Origin of the sequence: Pseudescherichia sp., from assembly GCF_031998825.1 — a bacterium.
GTDB lineage: Bacteria > Pseudomonadota > Gammaproteobacteria > Enterobacterales > Enterobacteriaceae > Pseudescherichia.
Map to the genome: position 1 here is coordinate 12,394 of NZ_DAMACX010000043.1, position 18,691 is coordinate 31,084.

General features: G+C 57.3%; 15 protein-coding genes. 6 read left to right on the plus strand and 9 right to left on the minus strand.

Going from position 1 to position 18,691, the window contains the following annotated elements; genetic code table 11:
- Window positions 1-7: 7 nt before the first annotated feature.
- Window positions 8-1,600: a maltose/glucose-specific PTS transporter subunit IIBC gene (gene malX / locus RTP97_RS16990; protein ID WP_312415758.1), complete on the minus strand. Its 1,593-nt coding sequence runs from the start codon at window positions 1,598-1,600 to the stop codon at window positions 8-10.
- Window positions 1,601-1,773: 173 nt separating this feature from the next.
- Between malX and RTP97_RS16995 the strand changes: the two genes are divergently transcribed.
- Window positions 1,774-2,802, plus strand: coding sequence for a Mal regulon transcriptional regulator MalI (locus RTP97_RS16995; RefSeq protein WP_312415760.1), 1,029 nt, complete (start codon window positions 1,774-1,776; stop codon window positions 2,800-2,802).
- A 27-nt stretch (window positions 2,803-2,829) separates the two neighbouring features.
- On the opposite strand, the gene RTP97_RS17000 is transcribed toward RTP97_RS16995, so the two are convergent.
- Together RTP97_RS17000 and manA are read right to left on the minus strand one after the other, a co-directional pair.
- Entirely contained in the window at window positions 2,830-4,386 is a 1,557-nt protein-coding gene (locus tag RTP97_RS17000) for a YdgA family protein (RefSeq protein WP_312415762.1), read from the minus strand.
- Window positions 4,387-4,483: 97 nt separating this feature from the next.
- Window positions 4,484-5,662 (minus strand): mannose-6-phosphate isomerase, encoded by a 1,179-nt coding sequence (gene manA / locus RTP97_RS17005; RefSeq protein ID WP_312415764.1) that lies wholly within the window; start codon window positions 5,660-5,662, stop codon window positions 4,484-4,486.
- 198 nt (window positions 5,663-5,860) lie between these two features.
- Here manA and fumA point away from each other — a divergent pair, with 198 nt between their 5' ends.
- Together fumA and fumC are read left to right on the plus strand one after the other, a co-directional pair.
- Window positions 5,861-7,507, plus strand: a complete 1,647-nt coding sequence (gene fumA, locus RTP97_RS17010) for a class I fumarate hydratase FumA (RefSeq protein WP_312415766.1) — start codon at window positions 5,861-5,863, stop codon at window positions 7,505-7,507.
- A 123-nt stretch (window positions 7,508-7,630) separates the two neighbouring features.
- Window positions 7,631-9,037, plus strand: a complete 1,407-nt coding sequence (gene fumC, locus RTP97_RS17015) for a class II fumarate hydratase (protein WP_312415768.1) — start codon at window positions 7,631-7,633, stop codon at window positions 9,035-9,037.
- Window positions 9,038-9,041: 4 nt separating this feature from the next.
- Here the strand turns inward: fumC and tus are convergent, their stop codons facing one another.
- The 3 genes from tus to rstA form a co-directional block, all read right to left on the minus strand.
- Complete coding sequence (gene tus, locus RTP97_RS17020; RefSeq protein ID WP_312415770.1) at window positions 9,042-9,971, minus strand: DNA replication terminus site-binding protein; 930 nt, start codon at window positions 9,969-9,971, stop codon at window positions 9,042-9,044.
- Window positions 9,972-10,142: 171 nt separating this feature from the next.
- Window positions 10,143-11,426, minus strand: a complete 1,284-nt coding sequence (gene rstB, locus RTP97_RS17025) for a two-component system sensor histidine kinase RstB (RefSeq protein WP_312415772.1) — start codon at window positions 11,424-11,426, stop codon at window positions 10,143-10,145.
- A complete protein-coding gene (gene rstA / locus RTP97_RS17030) occupies window positions 11,423-12,142 on the minus strand; it encodes a two-component system response regulator RstA (RefSeq protein ID WP_312415774.1) in 720 nt (239 codons plus the stop codon). Before rstA ends, rstB begins: the two co-directional genes overlap by 4 nt.
- Before the next feature lie 126 nt (window positions 12,143-12,268).
- Between rstA and RTP97_RS17035 the strand changes: the two genes are divergently transcribed.
- Entirely contained in the window at window positions 12,269-12,604 is a 336-nt protein-coding gene (locus RTP97_RS17035; protein WP_312415776.1) for a GlpM family protein, read from the plus strand.
- Here RTP97_RS17035 and folM read toward each other — a convergent pair.
- The 3 genes from folM to ydgH all read right to left on the minus strand — a co-directional run bounded on the left by folM (window position 12,601) and on the right by ydgH (window position 15,863).
- Window positions 12,601-13,323 (minus strand): dihydromonapterin reductase, encoded by a 723-nt coding sequence (gene folM, locus RTP97_RS17040; protein WP_312415777.1) that lies wholly within the window; start codon window positions 13,321-13,323, stop codon window positions 12,601-12,603. The genes RTP97_RS17035 and folM overlap by 4 nt on opposite strands.
- A gap of 33 nt (window positions 13,324-13,356) precedes the next feature.
- Window positions 13,357-14,742, minus strand: a complete 1,386-nt coding sequence (locus RTP97_RS17045; RefSeq protein WP_312415778.1) for an amino acid permease — start codon at window positions 14,740-14,742, stop codon at window positions 13,357-13,359.
- Window positions 14,743-14,918: 176 nt separating this feature from the next.
- Window positions 14,919-15,863: a DUF1471 family protein YdgH gene (gene ydgH, locus RTP97_RS17050; RefSeq protein WP_312415780.1), complete on the minus strand. Its 945-nt coding sequence runs from the start codon at window positions 15,861-15,863 to the stop codon at window positions 14,919-14,921.
- Window positions 15,864-16,354: 491 nt separating this feature from the next.
- On the opposite strand from ydgH, the gene pntA reads away from it, so the two are divergent.
- Together pntA and RTP97_RS17060 are read left to right on the plus strand one after the other, a co-directional pair.
- Window positions 16,355-17,884 carry a Re/Si-specific NAD(P)(+) transhydrogenase subunit alpha gene (pntA, locus tag RTP97_RS17055; RefSeq protein ID WP_312415782.1) on the plus strand — a complete coding sequence of 510 codons (1,530 nt, stop codon included), beginning with the start codon at window positions 16,355-16,357 and terminating at the stop codon, window positions 17,882-17,884.
- 10 nt (window positions 17,885-17,894) lie between these two features.
- A partial coding sequence (locus tag RTP97_RS17060) for an NAD(P)(+) transhydrogenase (Re/Si-specific) subunit beta (protein ID WP_312415784.1) occupies window positions 17,895-18,691 on the plus strand: 797 nt, incomplete at its 3' end.

Consider the following 18,691-nt stretch of genomic DNA (forward strand, 5'->3'; position numbering starts at 1 on the left):
TTATCCTTTACGCCTGCACCGAGTTCATCAGGGCTTCCATCTCATCTTTCACCGACTGTACCTGGGGGCCAATCACCACCTGTAAGTTATGCTGGTTAAGCTGCACGACGCCGATGGCGCGATTGTCCTTAAGGGCCTGCACATTAACGCGAGACATATCGTTAACCGAGAGACGCAGGCGGGTGATGCAGTTATCGAGGGTGACAATATTTTCACTTCCTCCTAGCGCAGCGAGGATCGCCGGGACGTTATAGCCTGAACGTCCCAGCGCGCCTGCCATCGTCTTTTCGACGGCGCTGGCCGTTTCAATATCGCGGCCCGGCGTTTTCAGATTAAAGTGCAGGATCGCGAAGCGGAAGATGAGGTAGTACACCGCAAACCAGACGGCGGCGATCACCGGCACGAGATACCACTTGGTCGCCAGACCGTGCAGGATGCCAAATACGACAAAATCAATCACGTTGCCGTCGGTGTTGCCGATGGTGACGCCCAGCACCGCCATCACCGTGAAGCCGAGACCGGTGAGCAGGGCGTGAATAAGGTAGAGTACCGGGGCGACAAACAGGAACAGAAACTCTAACGGCTCCGTGGTGCCGCCGACCACACAGGCAATCAGGCCGGAAATTAACAGACCCTTGATCTTATGACGGTTCTCCGGACGAGCACAGTGGTACATTGCCAGCGCTGCGCCGGGCAGACCGCCCAGGAAAGCGGGCATTTTTCCCTGCGAGAGAAAACGCGTCGCGCTCTCTGAAAAACCTTGTGTGGTCGGACAGCTCAGCTGGGCCTGGAAGATGGTCAGCGCGCCGCTAACGGTGTGGCCGCAGACCTCCTGGGTGCCGCCTGCGTCCGTGAAGCGGATCAGGGCCACCAGAATATGCTGCAAGCCAAACGGCAGCAGCAGGCGTTCGCCGGTGCCGAAGATCATCGGCCCAAAATCACCGGCGCTGTTTATGATCTGCCCCAGGCCACGGATCCCCATGGCGAAGACGGGCCAGATAAGTGGGATCACCAGACCGATCAGCCCCATCGCCACGGTGGTAACAATAGGAACGAAGCGGGTGCCGCCAAAGAACGCGAGCGCGTCGGGCAGCCTGATGGTGTGGAAGCGTTCATGCAGCAGCCAGACAATCACCCCGGCGATGACCGCGCCGAGGATCCCGGTATCAATAGACTGGATCCCGAGCACGTTCTGAATATTGTAAGCCTTCAGCAGCGCCGCATCGGTGGTGGGCAGGATCCCTTTTGCCGTTAGCCAGAAGTTAACGGCCAGATTCATCACCGCATAGCCAACGAAGCCGGCAAAGGCGGCAATGCCTTTATTCTCACGCGCCAGCCCCAGCGGAATGGCGATGCAGAACATCACCGGCAGAAAACTAAAGGCGAAGGAGCCAATCTTGCTCATCCAGATAAAGACAGCTTGCAGGACCGGATTGCCCAATACGGGGATCAGGGTCATGACGTCACGGCTGCTGAGCGAGCTGCCGATGCCTAACATGATCCCGCAAAAGGAGAGCAGCGCGACGGGCAGCATAAAGGTTTTGCCCAACTGCTGGAAAAATTCCCACAGCGTAATTTTCTGAACGGTTTTCGTCGTCATAAACGACTCCTTGTCGAAAAGAGATGCAGATGAGGTTGTTGTGCGAGAAAGATAAAACGTTTTACCTAAATTTTATGCGCTACAAATCACAATGCTGAGTGATAACTCGGTGTATAAATATGTCATATAGATAAATCGTTTTATCTACGCCAGTACCAGGGATTCGCTTTTTTATGATGACGCCAAAAAAAATAACCATTAACGATGTGGCCGTCGCGGCCGGGGTTTCCGTTAGCACCGTTTCGCTGGTGCTTAGCGGTAAAGGCCGTATCTCTACGGCAACCGGCGAGCGTGTGAACCAGACAATCGAGCGACTGGGCTTTGTACGTAACCGCCAGGCGTCCGCCTTGCGTGGCGGGCAGAGCGGGGTGATTGGCCTGATCGTCCGCAACCTCTCTTCACCGTTTTATGCCGAACTCACGGCAGGACTTACGGAGGCGCTTGAAGCCCAGGGGCGGATGGTGTTTCTCCTGCACGGTGGCGACGGCGGCGAGCAACTTCTCCAGCGCTTTAACACCCTGCTGGCACAGGGGGTGGACGGCGTCGTAATCGCCGGTGGCGCAGGGGTAAGCGGGGAGCTGCAGGCATGTGCTGCCGAGCAGGGGATCCCGCTCGTGTTTGCCTCTCGCGCCAGCTACCTTGACGATGCCGACTGCGTCAGGCCGGATAACATGCAGGCGGCTCAGATGCTCACCGAGTATCTGATTCAGCGTGGCCATCAGCGTATTGCCTGGCTAGGGGGTAACAGCGCCTCGCTAACGCGGGCGGAGAGAGTAGGCGGCTACTGCGCCACCCTGCTGAAATATGGTTTACCCTTTCACAGCGAATGGGTCGTTGAGTGCGATACCAGTCAGAAGCAGAGCGCGGAAGCCGTTGCCGCGCTGCTACGGCGTAATCCCACCATCAGCGCGGTAGTCTGTTACAACGATGTTATTGCCCGTGGGGCCTGGTTTGGTTTGCTGCGGGCGGGACGACAGAGCGGTGAGGCAGGGATGGATAGCTACTTTGAGCAGCAGGTGACTCTGGCCGCCTTTGCGGATGTCACTGAGAGCGCGCTGGATGAACTGCCGATTATCTGGGTAACGACGCCTGCAAGGGAGATGGGCTATACCCTGGCGGAGCGGATCATGCAGCGTATTGCGAAGGAAGATAGCCTTGCCCGCAGCCAGACCCTCAAGGCCCGACTCATCGCCAAAAAATAGCCCCTCCGGAGAGGGGCTGGGAAATTACTACTGAGGCACAGCCGCCGGCGGTGTCGCTTCCGGTGCCGCCTGCGGAACAGGAGCAGGTTCAACCTGAGGAACGCCCAGCTCAGGCATTCCAAACATGCCGACAAACTCGTCGAGGCTCATCTTCTGCCCGTTGAGATTGACCTGGCCGTTAGCGTACTGCAGGCTGGTGCTAATGGCGTTATCCGCTACCGTAGTGATGCGGAACATCTGGCCCATCGCCGCCAGGCCTTTCACCTGCTGGTTTGCCAGCTTTTCAGCATCCGCCTGCTGGTAGCCCTGTAGCTTAGCTACCTGAGTCATAAACTCGGTTGCCATATCCATTGGGATAGTCAGCTTACTCTCCAGCGACTTCACGCTGCGATCGACCTCCTGCGCCAGAGTTTGTGGTGCAGGGGCAGCGGGCGTCGCCGCCGGATCCTTCATGAACAGCGACAGGTTAAACGTCGTCTCGCCTTTGCTGTTTTTCCAGCTCAGCGGGGCGACAGTGATCACCGGCTCGCCCTTCAACAGCAGAGGCAGCGCACCGAAGAATGCTTCGGTGGACTTTTGCTGATACAGGTTCGGATCTTTCATCACTTCAGGCTGAGAGAGCAGGGCCTGATTTTGCGCATTGTACTGCTGGCGGAACTGATGCCACGCCTGGCCGTCAATCTGACCAATCTTCATCGTCAGCTTGCCGCTACCCATATCCTGGCTCTGAATCTTCAGGCTGTTGACCGAGTAGTCAATCTGGCTGTTGATGTTTTTACCGTCGTTGACGAGATCGTTTTTGATGGCCAGGTCCGTGCCTTCCATCACCGCGATCTCTTTGTTCTCTACCGCAATGGCCAGCTTCTCAACGCTCAGCTTCTGGTTGCCCAGATGCTCATCAAACTGCGCGCGCTTGCTGTCACCGTCGGTTTTCAGATTGTTGAAGGTAACCTGCACATGCTGGCCATACTCGTTAACGGTGTTGACCAGGCCGCTCTGCGCTTCGCCCTTCAGGGAGATAGCGTTGCCGTCTTTATCGGCATCAAGCTGGAACTCACCGCCGCTGAAGGCGACTTTTTCGCCCTCGTTTTCATAGCTCAACGGCTTAAATGCGATGTGGGAGCCGGTATCACCGCCGTAGCCGATGCGGGTATTGACCTCAACCGGCGACTCGCCTTTGGCCATATCAAACAGCGGTTTAGAGACATCGTTATTAACCAGCGTAGTTTTTACCGACGCCATGGCCGGGATCAGATTAAACGATTTAAGCTGGGCAAAGGGGAACGGGCCGTGATCGACCGTCTCGTTCAGCACCACGCTCTGACCGGGCTTCAGCCAGGCGTTCTCTCCGCCCTCGACCGGTTTGATCAGCAGCTGCAGATGGCTTTTAAAGATGCCACGCTCGTAGTTCTGAGAAGCCACTTCCAGATTTGCGCCTGGCGCATTGCGCTTAAGCTCAGCGTTGGCCTGCCCAACCATGTCGGCAAGGTGTTTTTCCAACTGTTTACCCGTGTACCAGGCGGTTCCCGTCCAGACGACGCCCAGTGCAACAATGATGCCCGCAGCGACAAGCGTTTTCTTCATAGCGATTATCCCTAAAAATGAAACCAGGCGGAAAAGGCCGCCTGGAGAGTCGTAAGGTCTTGCTAAGCTTAGCAATAAGGTACAAAAAGGTCAGTACTTAGTTCACTTTATTGTACACGCGGGCCAAACGGCCAACGCCGCTCGCCTCAACCGGCGATTCCCCGGCACTGACGAAGGCTGACTCGCCCGGCTTAAGCACTAGCTGCTGTTCGCCTTTGCTCAGCACGGCCTCGCCCTCGACGCAGAAGAGGATCGCCGCGCTCTGCTGGACAAGCGTTGATGCCTGAGTAGAGAGGTCATGCAGAGAGAAAGCAAAGTCGGCAACCGGAATAGGAAAATCCAGCTCCGCGCCGTTTTGCTCCGGCACCGTCAGCAGTTCGGCCGCGGGCTTCGGCACAAACTTAACGTTGGCAACCAGCTCGGGAATATCGATGTATTTCGGCGTCAGGCCAGCACGCAGGACGTTATCGGAGTTAGCCATTACCTCCAGCGCCACACCTTTCAGGTAGGCATGCGGCGTCTCGGCGAACAGGAACATCGCTTCGCCCGGATTAAGCGCGATCACGTTAAGCAGCAGCGGCGAGAAGAGGCCGCTGTCGTCCGGGTAGAATTCAGCGATAAAGCGAATGGTCTCCCACGGCTCGCCCTGCTGACTTGCCAGCGTGGCCTTCAGGACCGCCAGCGCATGTGACTTCTCCTCGCCCTGCATATTGAGCAGGCTGGCAAAGAGCTGGCTTAGGCTGTCGGCATCCGGCTGCGCCAGGAAGTGGGCTATCGCCTGATGCGCGCCCGCTACCGGCTGGAGCAGGGAGATGATATCGCTGAATTCACGAAAGGCATTCATCGCCAGAAACGGCGTGAGGGCAAATACCAGCTCGGGCTTATGGTTAGGATCTTTATAGTTGCGCTCGGCCGCATCCAATGGAATACCCGCCGCGTTCTCTTTCGCAAAGCCAATCTCCGAGGCCTGCTTGTTCGGGTGAACCTGAATCGAGAGCGGCTGATCGGCGCACAGCACCTTAAACAGGAAGGGCAGCTCACCGAAGCGCTCCGCTACCGCCTGGCCCAGCAGAGCCGTTTTATCCTGTTCAATGATCTCCCGCAGCGACTGCGGCTGGCCAGACGCATTCTCGATTTTTGAGCTGCTCTTTGGGTGCGCCCCCATCCACAGCTCTGCCATTGGCAGTCGGTCGGGGTTGGCGATCCCATAGAGTTCCGTTAACGCACTTTTACTTCCCCAGGCATAGTTCTGCACTGAGTTGATGAGTTTTTGCATTATCAAGCCCTGTATTACGTTGAGGATTATGTGGCTATTAAACCAATAAACCTATGGTAAGTAATTACCTGACTTAAAAAGTCGTCCTTATCTCAGTTTTTGTTAAAAAATTGTGTAGGATAAGCAGACTCGCTTTTAAGCAGGGCAACGGAACGTTTGCCCAGACAATAACCAGACCGGGCAGTAAGTGAGAGCATAATGTCGACAAAACCTTTTCACTATCAGGATCCTTTCCCCCTCAAAAAGGATGATACCGAATACTATCTGCTTACCCGTGATCACGTCTCCGTAACGGAGTTCGAGGGCCACGAGATCCTCAAAGTTGAACCCCAGGCACTGACCCTGCTGGCGCAGCAGGCCTTCCACGACGCGTCGTTTATGCTGCGTCCGGCGCACCAGCAGCAGGTGGCGGATATCCTCGCCGATCCGGAAGCCAGCGAGAACGATCGCTACGTGGCGCTGCAATTTTTACGCAACTCTGATATTGCCGCGAAGGGCATTCTGCCAACCTGCCAGGATACCGGCACGGCCATTATCAGCGGCAAGAAGGGCCAGCGAGTGTGGACCGGCGGCAGCGATGAAGCGGCGCTGGCGCGTGGGGTCTATAACACCTATATCGAAGATAACCTGCGCTACTCGCAGAACGCAGCGCTGGATATGTACCGCGAGGTCAACACCGGCACCAACCTGCCGGCGCAGATCGATCTCTACAGCGTCGACGGTGACGAGTATAAGTTTCTCTGCATTGCCAAAGGCGGCGGTTCGGCCAATAAGACCTATCTCTACCAGGAGACCAAGGCGCTGCTGACGCCGGGCAAGCTGAAGGATTACCTGGTCGACAAGATGCGCACCCTGGGAACGGCGGCGTGTCCGCCTTACCATATTGCCTTTGTCATCGGCGGAACATCAGCGGAAGCCACTCTGAAGACCGTCAAGCTGGCCTCAACCAAGTACTACGATGGCCTACCCACCGAAGGTAACGAACACGGCCAGGCGTTCCGCGACGTAGCCCTGGAGAACGAGCTGCTGCGTGCCGCGCAGGATCTCGGTCTCGGGGCGCAGTTCGGCGGCAAATACTTCGCGCACGACGTGCGGGTGATCCGTCTGCCGCGCCACGGGGCATCCTGCCCGGTAGGCATGGGCGTCTCCTGCTCGGCGGATCGCAATATCAAAGCCAAAATTAACCGCGACGGGATCTGGATTGAGAAGCTGGAGCAGAATCCGGGAAAATACATTCCTGAGTCGCTGCGCCAGGCGGGCGAGGGTGAAGCGGTACGCATCGATCTCAACCGGCCGATGCGTGACATCTTACAGCAGCTCTCTCAGTACCCGGTGTCGACCCGTCTGTCGCTGAGCGGCACCATTATCGTAGCCCGCGACATCGCTCACGCTAAGCTGAAAGAGCGCATGGATCGTGGTGAAGGGCTGCCGCAGTACGTTAAAGATCACCCGATCTACTACGCCGGACCGGCGAAAACCCCTGAAGGCTACGCCTCCGGCTCCCTTGGGCCGACCACGGCAGGACGGATGGACTCCTATGTCGATCAGCTTCAGTCTGAGGGCGGGAGTATGATCATGCTGGCGAAAGGCAACCGCAGCCAGCAGGTGACCGATGCCTGCCACAAGCACGGCGGTTTCTATCTCGGCAGCATTGGCGGCCCGGCGGCGGTATTGGCCCAGGGGAGCATCCGCAGCCTGGAGTGCGTCGAGTACCCGGAGCTGGGGATGGAAGCCATCTGGAAAATTGAAGTGGTTGATTTCCCGGCCTTTATCCTGGTGGATGATAAGGGCAACGACTTCTTCCAGCAGATCCACGCCTCGGCCTGTGCCCGCTGCGTGAAGTAACTTGAGACCGCCCAACCGGGCGGTTTTTTTTGCCGCTGGCGCTGGAAAATCATCAATACTTATAACTCTTTGGGCAGGTGAGCAGTGCTGTAACCCACATCGCAACGTATTCAAGGAGCGTATATGACTTCGCATCGCAGTGAGAAAGATTCGATGGGCGCAATCGACGTCCCGGCAGACAAGCTATGGGGCGCGCAAACCCAGCGATCGCTCGAGCATTTTCGTATCTCGACCGAGAAAATGCCGGTCTCGCTACTCCGTGCGCTGGCCTTAACCAAGCGGGCAGCGGCAAAAGTTAACCAGGATCTGGGCCTGCTGGCTACTGAGAAAGCGCAGGCCATCATCAGCGCAGCAGATGAGGTGCTCAACGGCGACCATCCGGACGAGTTTCCGCTGGCGATCTGGCAGACTGGCTCTGGCACCCAAAGCAACATGAACATGAACGAGGTGCTGGCGAACCGCGCCAGCGAGCTGTTAGGCGGCGAACGTGGGATGGCGCGTAAGGTGCACCCCAACGACGACGTTAACAAAAGCCAAAGCTCTAACGACGTCTTTCCGACCGCCATGCACGTGGCGTCGGTTATCGCCGTGCGGGAGGATCTGATCCCCTCTCTGCTGGAGCTGACCCGCACCCTGGGGGAAAAATCCCGCGCCTATGCCGATATCGTCAAAATCGGCCGTACCCATCTGCAGGATGCGACGCCTCTGACGCTGGGCCAGGAGATCTCCGGCTGGGTGGCGATGCTGGAGCATAACCTGAAGCATATCGAAAATAGCCTGCCGCATCTGTCGGAGCTGGCCCTCGGCGGCACAGCAGTAGGGACCGGGCTGAATACCCATCCGGAATATGCCCATCGCGTGGCCGATGAGCTGGCGGCTATCACCGGCCAGGGGTTTGTCACCGCGCCGAACAAGTTCGAGGCGCTGGCAACCTGCGATGCGCTGGTGCATGCCCACGGCGCGCTGAAGGGGCTGGCGGCGTCGCTGATGAAGATTGCTAACGATGTACGCTGGCTGGCTTCTGGCCCGCGCTGCGGCATTGGTGAGGTTACTATTCCGGAAAACGAACCGGGAAGCTCCATCATGCCGGGCAAGGTCAACCCGACCCAGTGCGAGGCCCTGACCATGCTCTGCTGTCAGGTGATGGGCAACGACGTAGCCATCAATATGGGGGGCGCGTCGGGTAACTTCGAGCTGAACGTCTTCCGCCCAATGGTTATCCATAACTTCCTGCAATCGGTGCGCCTGCTGGCAGACGGGATGGAAAGCTTCAACGAGCACTGCGCCATCGGCATCGAGCCAAACAGGACGCGTATCGATCAGCTCCTCAACGAGTCGCTGATGCTGGTAACGGCCCTGAATACCCACATTGGCTACGACAAGGCCGCCGAAATCGCCAAGAAGGCGCACAAAGAGGGGCTGACGCTAAAAGCCTCGGCGCTGGCGCTGGGCTACCTGACCGAGGAGCAGTTTGATACCTGGGTGCGCCCGGAAACCATGGTCGGCAGCCTGCCATCCGGCAGCGAGTGACCCGCTAGTTGGCAACGTAGAGGTGCAGCCGGGGAATGATTAACGTCAGCGGCTGCGCCTCCGGCTTATAGCGGTGCTGGACGTTGTCGGCATCATAGTTCAACAGCTCGCCGATGTCCGGCACCCGGCCACCGCTCTCCTCAGCGATCAGCGCAATAATGGGCGTTGGACAGGCGTGCTGCACCTGCTTTTGCGAGCCGGCGTACCAGACCCGGGCAATGGGCTGCACCTTCACCGGCCGCTTGATCTTCAGCCGGGCCTTCTGCGGCAGGGCGGCGATATCGTTATACTCCTGCTCCAGCCGGGCCTGCCACTGCTCCCGCGTCCAGCCTCCCACCGCTCGCGGCGCTTTTAAACTCTTCTCCAACTGGGCCAGCACCTCATCGCGGGTGAAATTCTTGATGATATGCTTGTTGGCCCAACCAAAGCGCAGCGTCGCCGGATCGCGCAGGGCGGTCAGCGTTCGATAGGCATTCAGGGTGATCAGACCCGGCAGATGGTGGTGTACCCAGTCAAAGCGGGCCGCGGAGGGCAGGCCAGATTCGACGGTAACAATCTGCTCAAAAGTCGTTTTCAGGCTGTTAATCAGCCCAATGCGCGCCTCGAGGCTGTCGCGCGTTGCCAGAGTGGTCTGGTAGCAGACCACCCCCGGCAGGCGAACCGCCGCCTTACTGCTGCGATTTTCCGACTGCTGCTGGATGAAAAGGTGAGAGAAGTGGTGCAGGGCGCGCTCGCCGGCGCGTTTGCCCACATGCTGTTTGACCTGAATGGTGGTCAGCGGTGCATGCTCGGCCTCTTTGGTCACCTCCGGCAGCTCAAATACGCGTCCGGCCAGCAGCCGACACTCTCCAAGCTCGCCCTTTAGCTCCGCAAGCTCGCGCTCAATCTGGCGGAAGGTAGTGGTTAAACGCTCAATCAGGTCGTAGCTGGCCATAAGTAATCTCATTAGTTACAACATACTAAAAGAGTAACACACTTCCTACATTTAGGCCACCGTGCTAACAAGCCTTGTAGGCCGGATAAGGCGTTAGCCGCCATCCGGCATTATGACTGGCTCATGTCGGGTGGCGCTTCCTGCGGGCTACATAAACACAGGAGACAATGTTTAGATCGAATAGCACACGGGCCAGCTAAAGGTAAACCGTGCGCCACCTAACTCTCCGGCGTCGCAAACCACCTCTCCATTCATGGCCTGCGCGATAGAATGCACAATCGCCAGCCCCAGACCGCAGCCGCCAGTGGCCCGGTCTCGGCTTGGGTCGAGCCGCACAAAGGGTTCAAATATACGCTCCCGTGCATCCGGCTCAATGCCTGGGCCATCATCTTCAACAATCAGGCTGGCCCGGGTGCCGTCATGTCGAAGTGCAATCTGCACGGTGCTTTCGCTGTAGCGCAGGGCATTATTCACCAGGTTATCAAGCACGCGCGCCATCAGTCGCATATCCAGCGCGCCATAGTCTGCTTCAGCGCTGGCCGCCAGCGTCAGCGTACGGCCAGGGTTGATAGTGGTCACATCATCGACGTAGCTCGCTACCCAGCGGGGCAGATCCGGTTCAGAGAGATGCAGCTCGTTTTGCGGGCGATCGAGACGGGCGTAAGTGAGCAGCTCCTCGATCAGCGCCTCAAGCTGGCCGATGTCGCGGTTGAGCGCCAGCCGCTCGGCTTCCATGAGATTATCGCTCATCTCCAGCCGATAGCGCAGACGTACCAGCGGGGTGCGCAGCTCGTGGGCAATCCCGTCGATAAGCTGCTTCTTACTGGCAATCAGAGCGTTAATGTTATCCGCCATCTGGTTGAAGGCGACGCCGAGGCGTTCGAAGCTCGAACCGTTGGCAAAATGGATCCGCTCGTTCAGGTGGCCGTTACCAAATCGCTGGGCGGCGGACTCCAGCCGCAGCATCTCCTGCCAGTGGGGGCGCATCCAGATAAAGACCGGAAAGGCGAGAGAGATGGCAATAAAAACCATCAGCAGGATGTCAAACAGGCGCATCTCATGCAGATAGAAGAGATAGGGAATTGGCCCTACCGCCAGCACGTAGTGGCTGCGGGGAATGCGCTGGATAAACGTATACTCCTCGTCCAGCGCCACAATGTCCCCCTCGCGCAGACGCTGGGTGGTGGCGGCGCTGAGGTGAAACTTAGTCAGCGGCTCGATACGCATATCGAAAGAGAGGTTGAGATCCATCTCCTTCAGGGTTTTGCTCCACTCATGAGGCGGGATCTCCCGCAGCTCGCTGCGCATCAGATAGAGGGAGCTTTTCATCAGGTCGTCCAGCGACTGTCTGCCTGCGCGTTCAGCGGTGAATTTGTACACCAGGCCGACCAGCATGGTCATCACCAGAAAGCAGACAAACAGCAGCAGGTAGAACTGAACGAACAGCTTTTTCATTGCGGGTTATCCCATGCATGCGGGGCAAACAGGTAGCCCTTGTTACGCACGGTTTTGATCCGGTATGGCTCGGTGGCGCTATCCAGCAGCTTTTTGCGCAGGCGGGAGATAGCAACGTCAACGCTGCGATCCAGCCCGTCGTAGCTCACACCGCGCAGGTTTTTCAGCAGCGCATCGCGGTCCATGATCTGCCCGGCGTGGGTTGCCAGCTCCCAGAGCAGGTCAAAGTCGGCGGTGGAGAGAGCCACCGGCTCGTTGGCTAACAGTACCTGGCGGTTGACGGGATCGATAGACAAAGTGCCAAAGCGTAGCGCGTTGTGTGGCGTTAGCGTTGTGGCAGCGGGGCGCGTGGCGCCGGTACTCTGGCGCAGATGGAGGCGCAGGCGTGCCAGCAGCACGGCGGGCGGGGTGGTTTTCAGGATGTAGTCGCTGGCTCCCATCTCAAGAGAGAGGATATGGTTCATATCGCTATCGAGGGAGGTCAGGAGCACTATAGGGCCTTGCCACTGGCCGCGCAGATCGCGGCAGAGCGTCATACCATCCTTGCCGGGGAGCATAATATCGAGCAGCACCAGCTCAGGATTTTCACGCAGGATGGTCTCTTCGGCGCGATCGCCACGCGTCTCTAGCATAACGTCAATGTCGTGCTTGCCAAGGTAGGCAGCAATCAGCGCACCCACTTCCGGGTCGTCTTCCACAAAAACGATCTTGTTCATTGGTCATCATAAGGGGCAAAAACGCCAACATACACCGCCTTGCCGGAAGCTTCCATTAATCTTTCATAAACGGCGGTGCTTCCGTTATGCTGGTCGCTTCATTTTGCAAAGAGTCAGGGAAAAATCATGGGGTTGGTGGTTAAAGCGGCGATTGGCGCGCTGGTAGTCTTACTGATTGGCGTGTTAGCAAAAACAAAAAATTACTATATTGCCGGGCTGATCCCGCTGTTTCCTACCTTTGCGCTGATAGCGCACTATATCGTCGCTTCCGAGCACGGTATCGAGGCGCTGCGCACCACTATCGTGTTTGGCATGTGGGCTATTATTCCCTACTTTTTATACCTGCTGTCGCTCTGGTACTTCACCGCCTCAATGCGGCTGCCGCTGGCGCTGGGGGCGGCGGTACTCTGCTGGAGCCTCAGCGCCTGGCTGCTTATCTTCTGCTGGAGCCGCTTCCACTAGCGCAGCGGACGACCGCCGTCGAGCGCAAAGCTACGGCCGGTCACGAAACGGCTGGTAAGAAGGTAGTCGATCAGATCGATCACCTCTTTCTCGCCGGGGGCAATTTTCATCAGCGACTTATTCAGGGCCTTCTGCCGATACTCAGCGTCATCCCCCTCGTTGAACAGAATCAGCGACGGGGCAATCGAGTTCACTTTCACCTCTGGAGCCAGCTTGCGGGCAAACGAGCGGGTCATATTATCCAGCGCCGCCTTGCTGGCTGCATAGGCGATATGCTTATCGCTGCCGCGTTCAACGACGTAGTCGGTAAAGTGGATAATGTCTCCGCCAGAGTGACCGTGGCCGCGCAGCAGGCTCTCCAGGGCATGATTCAGCAGATAGGGAGCATGGACGTGGATCTGCATCATCGCGCAGAGCACCTCGGTGATCGGCGTGCCTGGCTTCTCCGGCACCCAGGCACCGGCATTGTGGATAATGCCCCTCAGCCCGCGGGTAAGTGATTTCACCTGCTCGGCAAAGGCGAGGATACCCTCGTCGTGACAAAAATCCGCCTGAATGCAGACCGCGCCCGCCTCCTGTAAAACGTCAATCGCCGGGTAGGGCGTGCGGTAGCTAACGATAACCGGCTGCTGCTGGTTGAGAAAATGGTGGGCAATGGCTAGGCCAATACGGCGGCCGCCGCCGGTGATCAGAATCGGGCAGGGGTCGTTTTTTCCCATCGTAATCTCCTTGTTTTACAGCGTGGGGCAGCGTTACTGCCCCATCAATATCCAGGTCGCCGGAAGCGCAGCAATGAGCAGCAGACCCATCAGCACCTTTTCGTGACGTTGTAACAAATCGCGCTGCGGATGGGTGCGGCGTGCGTAGAGAAAGACCAGCAGGCCTGGTGCGTAAAGCACTACCGACAGCAGCAGATGCATTGGCCCGGAGGCATAGAGTAACCATAGGCCATAGATGCAGGCACCGATACCCGTTGCCTGATGCAGCGGACGCTGGGCCACTTTTAACAGATAGGCGCCCACCAGAAAGTAAGGTACCAGAATCATCTCGGATGCGATGGTTAAAAGCGTATTGTAATCTGAACCTGTGAGCCAGATCAAAATCAGGCAGATCTGCACGCTGGCGTTAGTCAGCCAAAGCGACGCCGAAGGGGCGTTGTTCTCATTCTGACGGGCAAAAATACGCGGGAAGGCTTTGTATTTGGCCGCCAGTAGAGGTACCTCTGCCGCCATGATGGTCCAGCTCAGGTAAGCGCCGCAAACAGAGACGATCAACCCGGCGGCAATGATCACCTCACCCCAGGAGCCCATCATATCTACCATCAGCCCGGCCATAGAGGGGTTGCGCATCTCCGCCAGCTGCGGACGCGGGACTACGCCCAGCGACAGCAGGGTGACCAGCAGATAGACCGTCAGAGCGGCGATAACCGCCATCAGCGTAGCCCGGCCTACGTCCTGCTTGTTGCGCGCCCGTGCGGATACGACCACCGCACCCTCGACGCCAATGAAGACCCACAGGGTGATGAGCATGGTATTTTTCACCTGCTCCCAGACCGGCACGCCAAGCTCTACCCCGGTAAAATCAAGGCTAAACCTGTCGGCGTTAAAGGCTAGCCCGGCCAGCACAACAAACAGGCCCAGCGGCACCAGCTTGGCCATCGTAGCCGCGAGGTTGATGCTCGCCGCAGTTTGCACCCCGCGCAGCACCAGCCAGTGAACGATCCACAGCAGGCATGACGCGCCAACGATAGATTGCCAGGTATTGCCGTCGCCAAACAGGCGCAGCGCGGGCGTATCGGTGAAGAAGCTCAGCGCCGAGAAGACAATAACCAGATAGGAGACGTTGGCGATCACCGCGCAGAGCCAGTAGCCCCAGGCGGAGCAGAAACCAATCAGCTCGCCGAAACCTTCCCGGGCATAGGTAAATATTCCGCCGTCGAGATCCGGGCGCAGGCGGGTCAGCAGCAGCATGGCAAAGGCCAGCAGCAGAATGCCTACCCCGGTAATGGCCCAGCCGATCATTAACGCGGCAGGGCTGGCGACGGCCGCCATATTCTGCGGCAGGCTGAATACGCCTGCGCCCAGCATTGAACTTAAAACAAGCGCAGTCAGCGCGCTCAGGCCAAGTTTCTTTTCCATTGGCATCCTGTTAGAAAAACAACAAATCCAGAATAATTATTTCGCCGGAGCGCATAAATAGCGTGGATCATACTAAGGCGCGGGATTTTACGTAGTGGAAGATGCGCATGCAATGATGTATGGCAGAAATTTGCAGAAATGCGAGAAAAAGGCGGCCTCAGCCGCCTTTTGTAGAATTATCTGTAGAGGTCAGCGCTGATGGTGAGGTTGTTGCCGCGCTCCTGCCACTGACGCGTAATATGGTAATATTTCGCGCCTTTTTTGGCGGCCCGTTTTGCCACCTGGTAAGAGACTTCGGTCCCATTGCCGTAGTTGCCAGTGAACTTAATGCTATCGAATGGCACCATCTGCGCAGCGGTAATTTTATTCACTTCTTCGACTTTAGTACCGTCCGGCAGGGTGACAGTGTAACGTCCGCCCTTCGATGTTTGTGTTTCGAAGAAACGGCCCACTTCCGCGCTCGGTGTGGCGCTGGTCGCGATACCAGGGATCTCAACTTTCTTCGCCTCTTCACCGCCTTTCGCCAGCGCGGCGCGGCCTGATTCAGAATCAGCGGGGATTGCATCTGGGCTCTGCAGCACGCGCTTTTTGGCATCGGCTTTATAGATATAGGCGGTAATACGTTGGTTACCCCCGTCGTTAGCATCAACCTGGCGCACGATATAGAACGAGGCCGCACCTTTTGCTTTCGCTGCTTTAGTGATAGCGGCGTTGACGTCAGGCTGGCTGCGGTAGAAGCCCTGTACGGTCACGGTATCAAACGGCTCCAGCTCAATGGCCTGGTCTTTTGGCAGCTCGGTCACGCCGTTGATCACTCGATTTTGCGGTGCGTCTGCTTTCGCCGCATCATTTTTATAGAGGTCGGCCGTTACACGCCAGTTGCCGCTGTTACCTACATCAGTGGTATCAACCACGAAGAAAGCGTCTGCGCCCTCTTTATCGGCGCGGTTGGAGACGGCGGCGACAGCGTCACCAATGGCGGTAAAGCGGCCGGTTACGACGACGCGGTCGTAGGGTTTTACCGCTTCCGCTTGCTCCGGCGTCAACTCGGTTGCGGCATGAGCCGACAGGGCCGTTGCCGACAGGAGTGCGGATGCCAGGAGGGTGTTCTTAAGCTTCATAAAAATAGTCCTTCGCCTTGCGCAAACCAGATACTGGTATTAGAGATGTCTTGAAAACGTGGGTGATTATTGCATTTTAATCTTGTGACTGTCTGCGAGATTTTTCACCGCCCGCACCCACAAGGCGATGGGCAGGCATAACAAAACGCGATATGTTGAAAAAACAGGCGCTTGACCAGGAAAAGCGATTAAGCATATGACTTTTTTAAGTTAATACCTTGTTAAAATACGGATCTAGCCCGGCGATAAATCATGTTTTGCCGCCTCGTGTAAGCGGAATATGAGGCCTTTGCCATTATTTAAAGTTAAATTGGGCTGTTTATACCCGTGCTGGCTCAATTTTCCCTAATAAAACCTTAATTTCTGAATTGTTGCGGTAGATCACAAGCGTTATTTTCAGTAGGTTATAGAAAGTTTGTTACGGTTTTATTTTTTGATACCTGTGAAAAAAACTGACAAACCATCATTCAAAACCGATGGAAGGGAAAACTATGCGTATTGGTATACCAAAAGAGCGGTTGGCCAATGAGACCCGTGTGGCAGCGACACCGAAAACGGTCGAGCAGCTGCTGAAGCTGGGTTTCACCGTCGCGGTCGAAAGCGACGCGGGCAAGTTAGCAAGCTTCGATGACCATGCCTTTACCGAGGCGGGTGCCGAGGTTGTCGATGGCAGTGCTATCTGGCAATCAGACATCATTCTTAAGGTGAACGCGCCTGGCGACGACGAGATTGAATGCCTTAATCCGGGCACTACGCTGGTCAGCTTTATCTGGCCCGCACAGAACCCGCAGCTGCTTGAGAAGCTTGCTGCACGTAACGTAACGGTAATGGCAATGGACTCCGTGCCGCGTATCTCGCGCGCCCAGTCCCTCGATGCTCTCAGCTCGATGGCGAACATTGCTGGCTACCGTGCCATTGTAGAGGCCGCCCACGAGTTTGGCCGCTTCTTTACCGGGCAGATCACCGCCGCCGGGAAAGTGCCGCCGGCTAAAGTGATGGTCATCGGTGCTGGCGTTGCCGGTCTTGCCGCCATTGGTGCGGCCAACAGCCTTGGCGCGATTGTGCGCGCCTTTGATACCCGCCCGGAAGTGAAAGAGCAGGTCCAGAGCATGGGCGCTGAGTTCCTCGAGCTGGATTTCAAAGAGGAAGCGGGCAGCGGCGACGGCTACGCCAAGGTGATGTCCGAAGCGTTTATCAAAGCCGAGATGGCGCTCTTCGCCGCTCAGGCAAAAGAGGTGGACATCATTGTGACCACCGCGCTGATCCCGGGCAAACCGGCACCGACGCTCATTACCCGTGAGATGGTGGACGCCATGAAGCCTGGCAGCGTGATTGTCGATCTGGCAGCGCAAAACGGCGGCAACTGCGAATACACTGTGCCCAACGAGATCTTCACCACCGCCAACGGCGTTAAGGTGATTGGTTATACCGACCTGCCGGGCCGCCTGCCGACCCAGTCCTCCCAGCTCTACGGCACTAACCTGGTTAACCTGCTGAAGCTGCTGTGCAAAGAGAAAGATGGCAACGTCACCGTCGATTTTGACGACGTGGTGGTGCGCGGCGTCACGGTGATCCGCGACGGCGAAACCACCTGGCCTGCGCCGCCTATTCAGGTTTCTGCCCAGCCGCAGGCGGCCACGAAAGCCGCCCCAGCGCCTGAGGCACCCAAGGCTCCCGCTTCGCCGTGGCGTAAATATGCCCTGATGGCGCTGGTGATTATCCTCTTCGGCTGGCTGGCGGATGTCGCACCGAAAGAGTTCCTTGGCCACTTTACCGTCTTCGCACTGGCCTGCGTGGTGGGTTACTACGTGGTGTGGAACGTCTCCCATGCGCTGCATACGCCGCTGATGTCGGTCACTAATGCCATCTCGGGCATTATCGTTGTCGGTGCACTGTTGCAAATCGGTCACGGCGGCTGGATAAGCTTCCTGAGCTTTATTGCCGTTCTGATTGCCAGTATCAATATTTTCGGTGGTTTCACCGTCACTCAGCGCATGCTGAAAATGTTCCGGAAGAACTAAGGGGTAGCACATGTCTGGAGGATTAGTTACAGCTGCATACATTGTTGCCGCGATCCTGTTTATTTTCAGCCTGGCCGGGCTGTCAAAGCATGAGACTTCTCAGCAGGGTAACCGCTTTGGCATGGCCGGGATGGCGATTGCGCTGATCGCCACCATCTTTGGGCCGGATACCGGCAACGTTGCCTGGATCATCGTCGCGATGATTATCGGTGGCGCAATTGGTATCCATCTGGCGAAAAAAGTTGAGATGACCGAGATGCCGGAGCTAGTGGCGATCCTGCACAGCTTCGTGGGTCTGGCAGCGGTGCTGGTAGGCTTTAACAGCTACCTGTATCACGAGCCGGGACTTGAGCCGATCCTGGTCAACATTCACCTGACAGAGGTGTTCCTCGGTATCTTTATCGGTGCGGTGACCTTCACCGGATCCATCGTGGCGTTCGGCAAGCTGCGCGGTAAGATCTCCTCTAAACCGCTGATGCTGCCGAACCGTCACAAGATGAATCTTGCAGCGCTGGTGGTCTCATTCCTGCTTCTGCTGGTGTTTGTTCGCACCGAAAGCGTAGGGCTGCAGGTGCTGGCGCTGCTGGTGATGACCATTATTGCGCTGGCCTTTGGCTGGCACCTGGTGGCGTCGATCGGCGGGGCAGACATGCCGGTTGTGGTGTCGATGCTCAACTCCTACTCCGGCTGGGCAGCGGCAGCGGCGGGCTTTATGCTCAGCAACGACCTGCTGATCGTGACCGGTGCGCTGGTAGGCTCGTCCGGTGCGATCCTCTCCTACATCATGTGTAAGGCGATGAACCGTTC

Coding starts and splice junctions, on each gene's coding strand:
- fumC (WP_312415768.1), top strand. CDS start 7,631: ATGACTTCGCATCGCAGTGAGAAAGATTCGATGGGCGCAATCGACGTC.
- fumA (WP_312415766.1), top strand. CDS start 5,861: ATGTCGACAAAACCTTTTCACTATCAGGATCCTTTCCCCCTCAAAAAG.
- RTP97_RS16995 (WP_312415760.1), top strand. CDS start 1,774: ATGATGACGCCAAAAAAAATAACCATTAACGATGTGGCCGTCGCGGCC.
- tus (WP_312415770.1), bottom strand. CDS start 9,971: ATGGCCAGCTACGACCTGATTGAGCGTTTAACCACTACCTTCCGCCAG.
- folM (WP_312415777.1), bottom strand. CDS start 13,323: ATGGGAAAAAACGACCCCTGCCCGATTCTGATCACCGGCGGCGGCCGC.
- ydgH (WP_312415780.1), bottom strand. CDS start 15,863: ATGAAGCTTAAGAACACCCTCCTGGCATCCGCACTCCTGTCGGCAACG.
- RTP97_RS17035 (WP_312415776.1), top strand. CDS start 12,269: ATGGGGTTGGTGGTTAAAGCGGCGATTGGCGCGCTGGTAGTCTTACTG.
- rstB (WP_312415772.1), bottom strand. CDS start 11,426: ATGAAAAAGCTGTTCGTTCAGTTCTACCTGCTGCTGTTTGTCTGCTTT.
- pntA (WP_312415782.1), top strand. CDS start 16,355: ATGCGTATTGGTATACCAAAAGAGCGGTTGGCCAATGAGACCCGTGTG.
- rstA (WP_312415774.1), bottom strand. CDS start 12,142: ATGAACAAGATCGTTTTTGTGGAAGACGACCCGGAAGTGGGTGCGCTG.
- manA (WP_312415764.1), bottom strand. CDS start 5,662: ATGCAAAAACTCATCAACTCAGTGCAGAACTATGCCTGGGGAAGTAAA.
- malX (WP_312415758.1), bottom strand. CDS start 1,600: ATGACGACGAAAACCGTTCAGAAAATTACGCTGTGGGAATTTTTCCAG.
- RTP97_RS17000 (WP_312415762.1), bottom strand. CDS start 4,386: ATGAAGAAAACGCTTGTCGCTGCGGGCATCATTGTTGCACTGGGCGTC.
- RTP97_RS17045 (WP_312415778.1), bottom strand. CDS start 14,742: ATGGAAAAGAAACTTGGCCTGAGCGCGCTGACTGCGCTTGTTTTAAGT.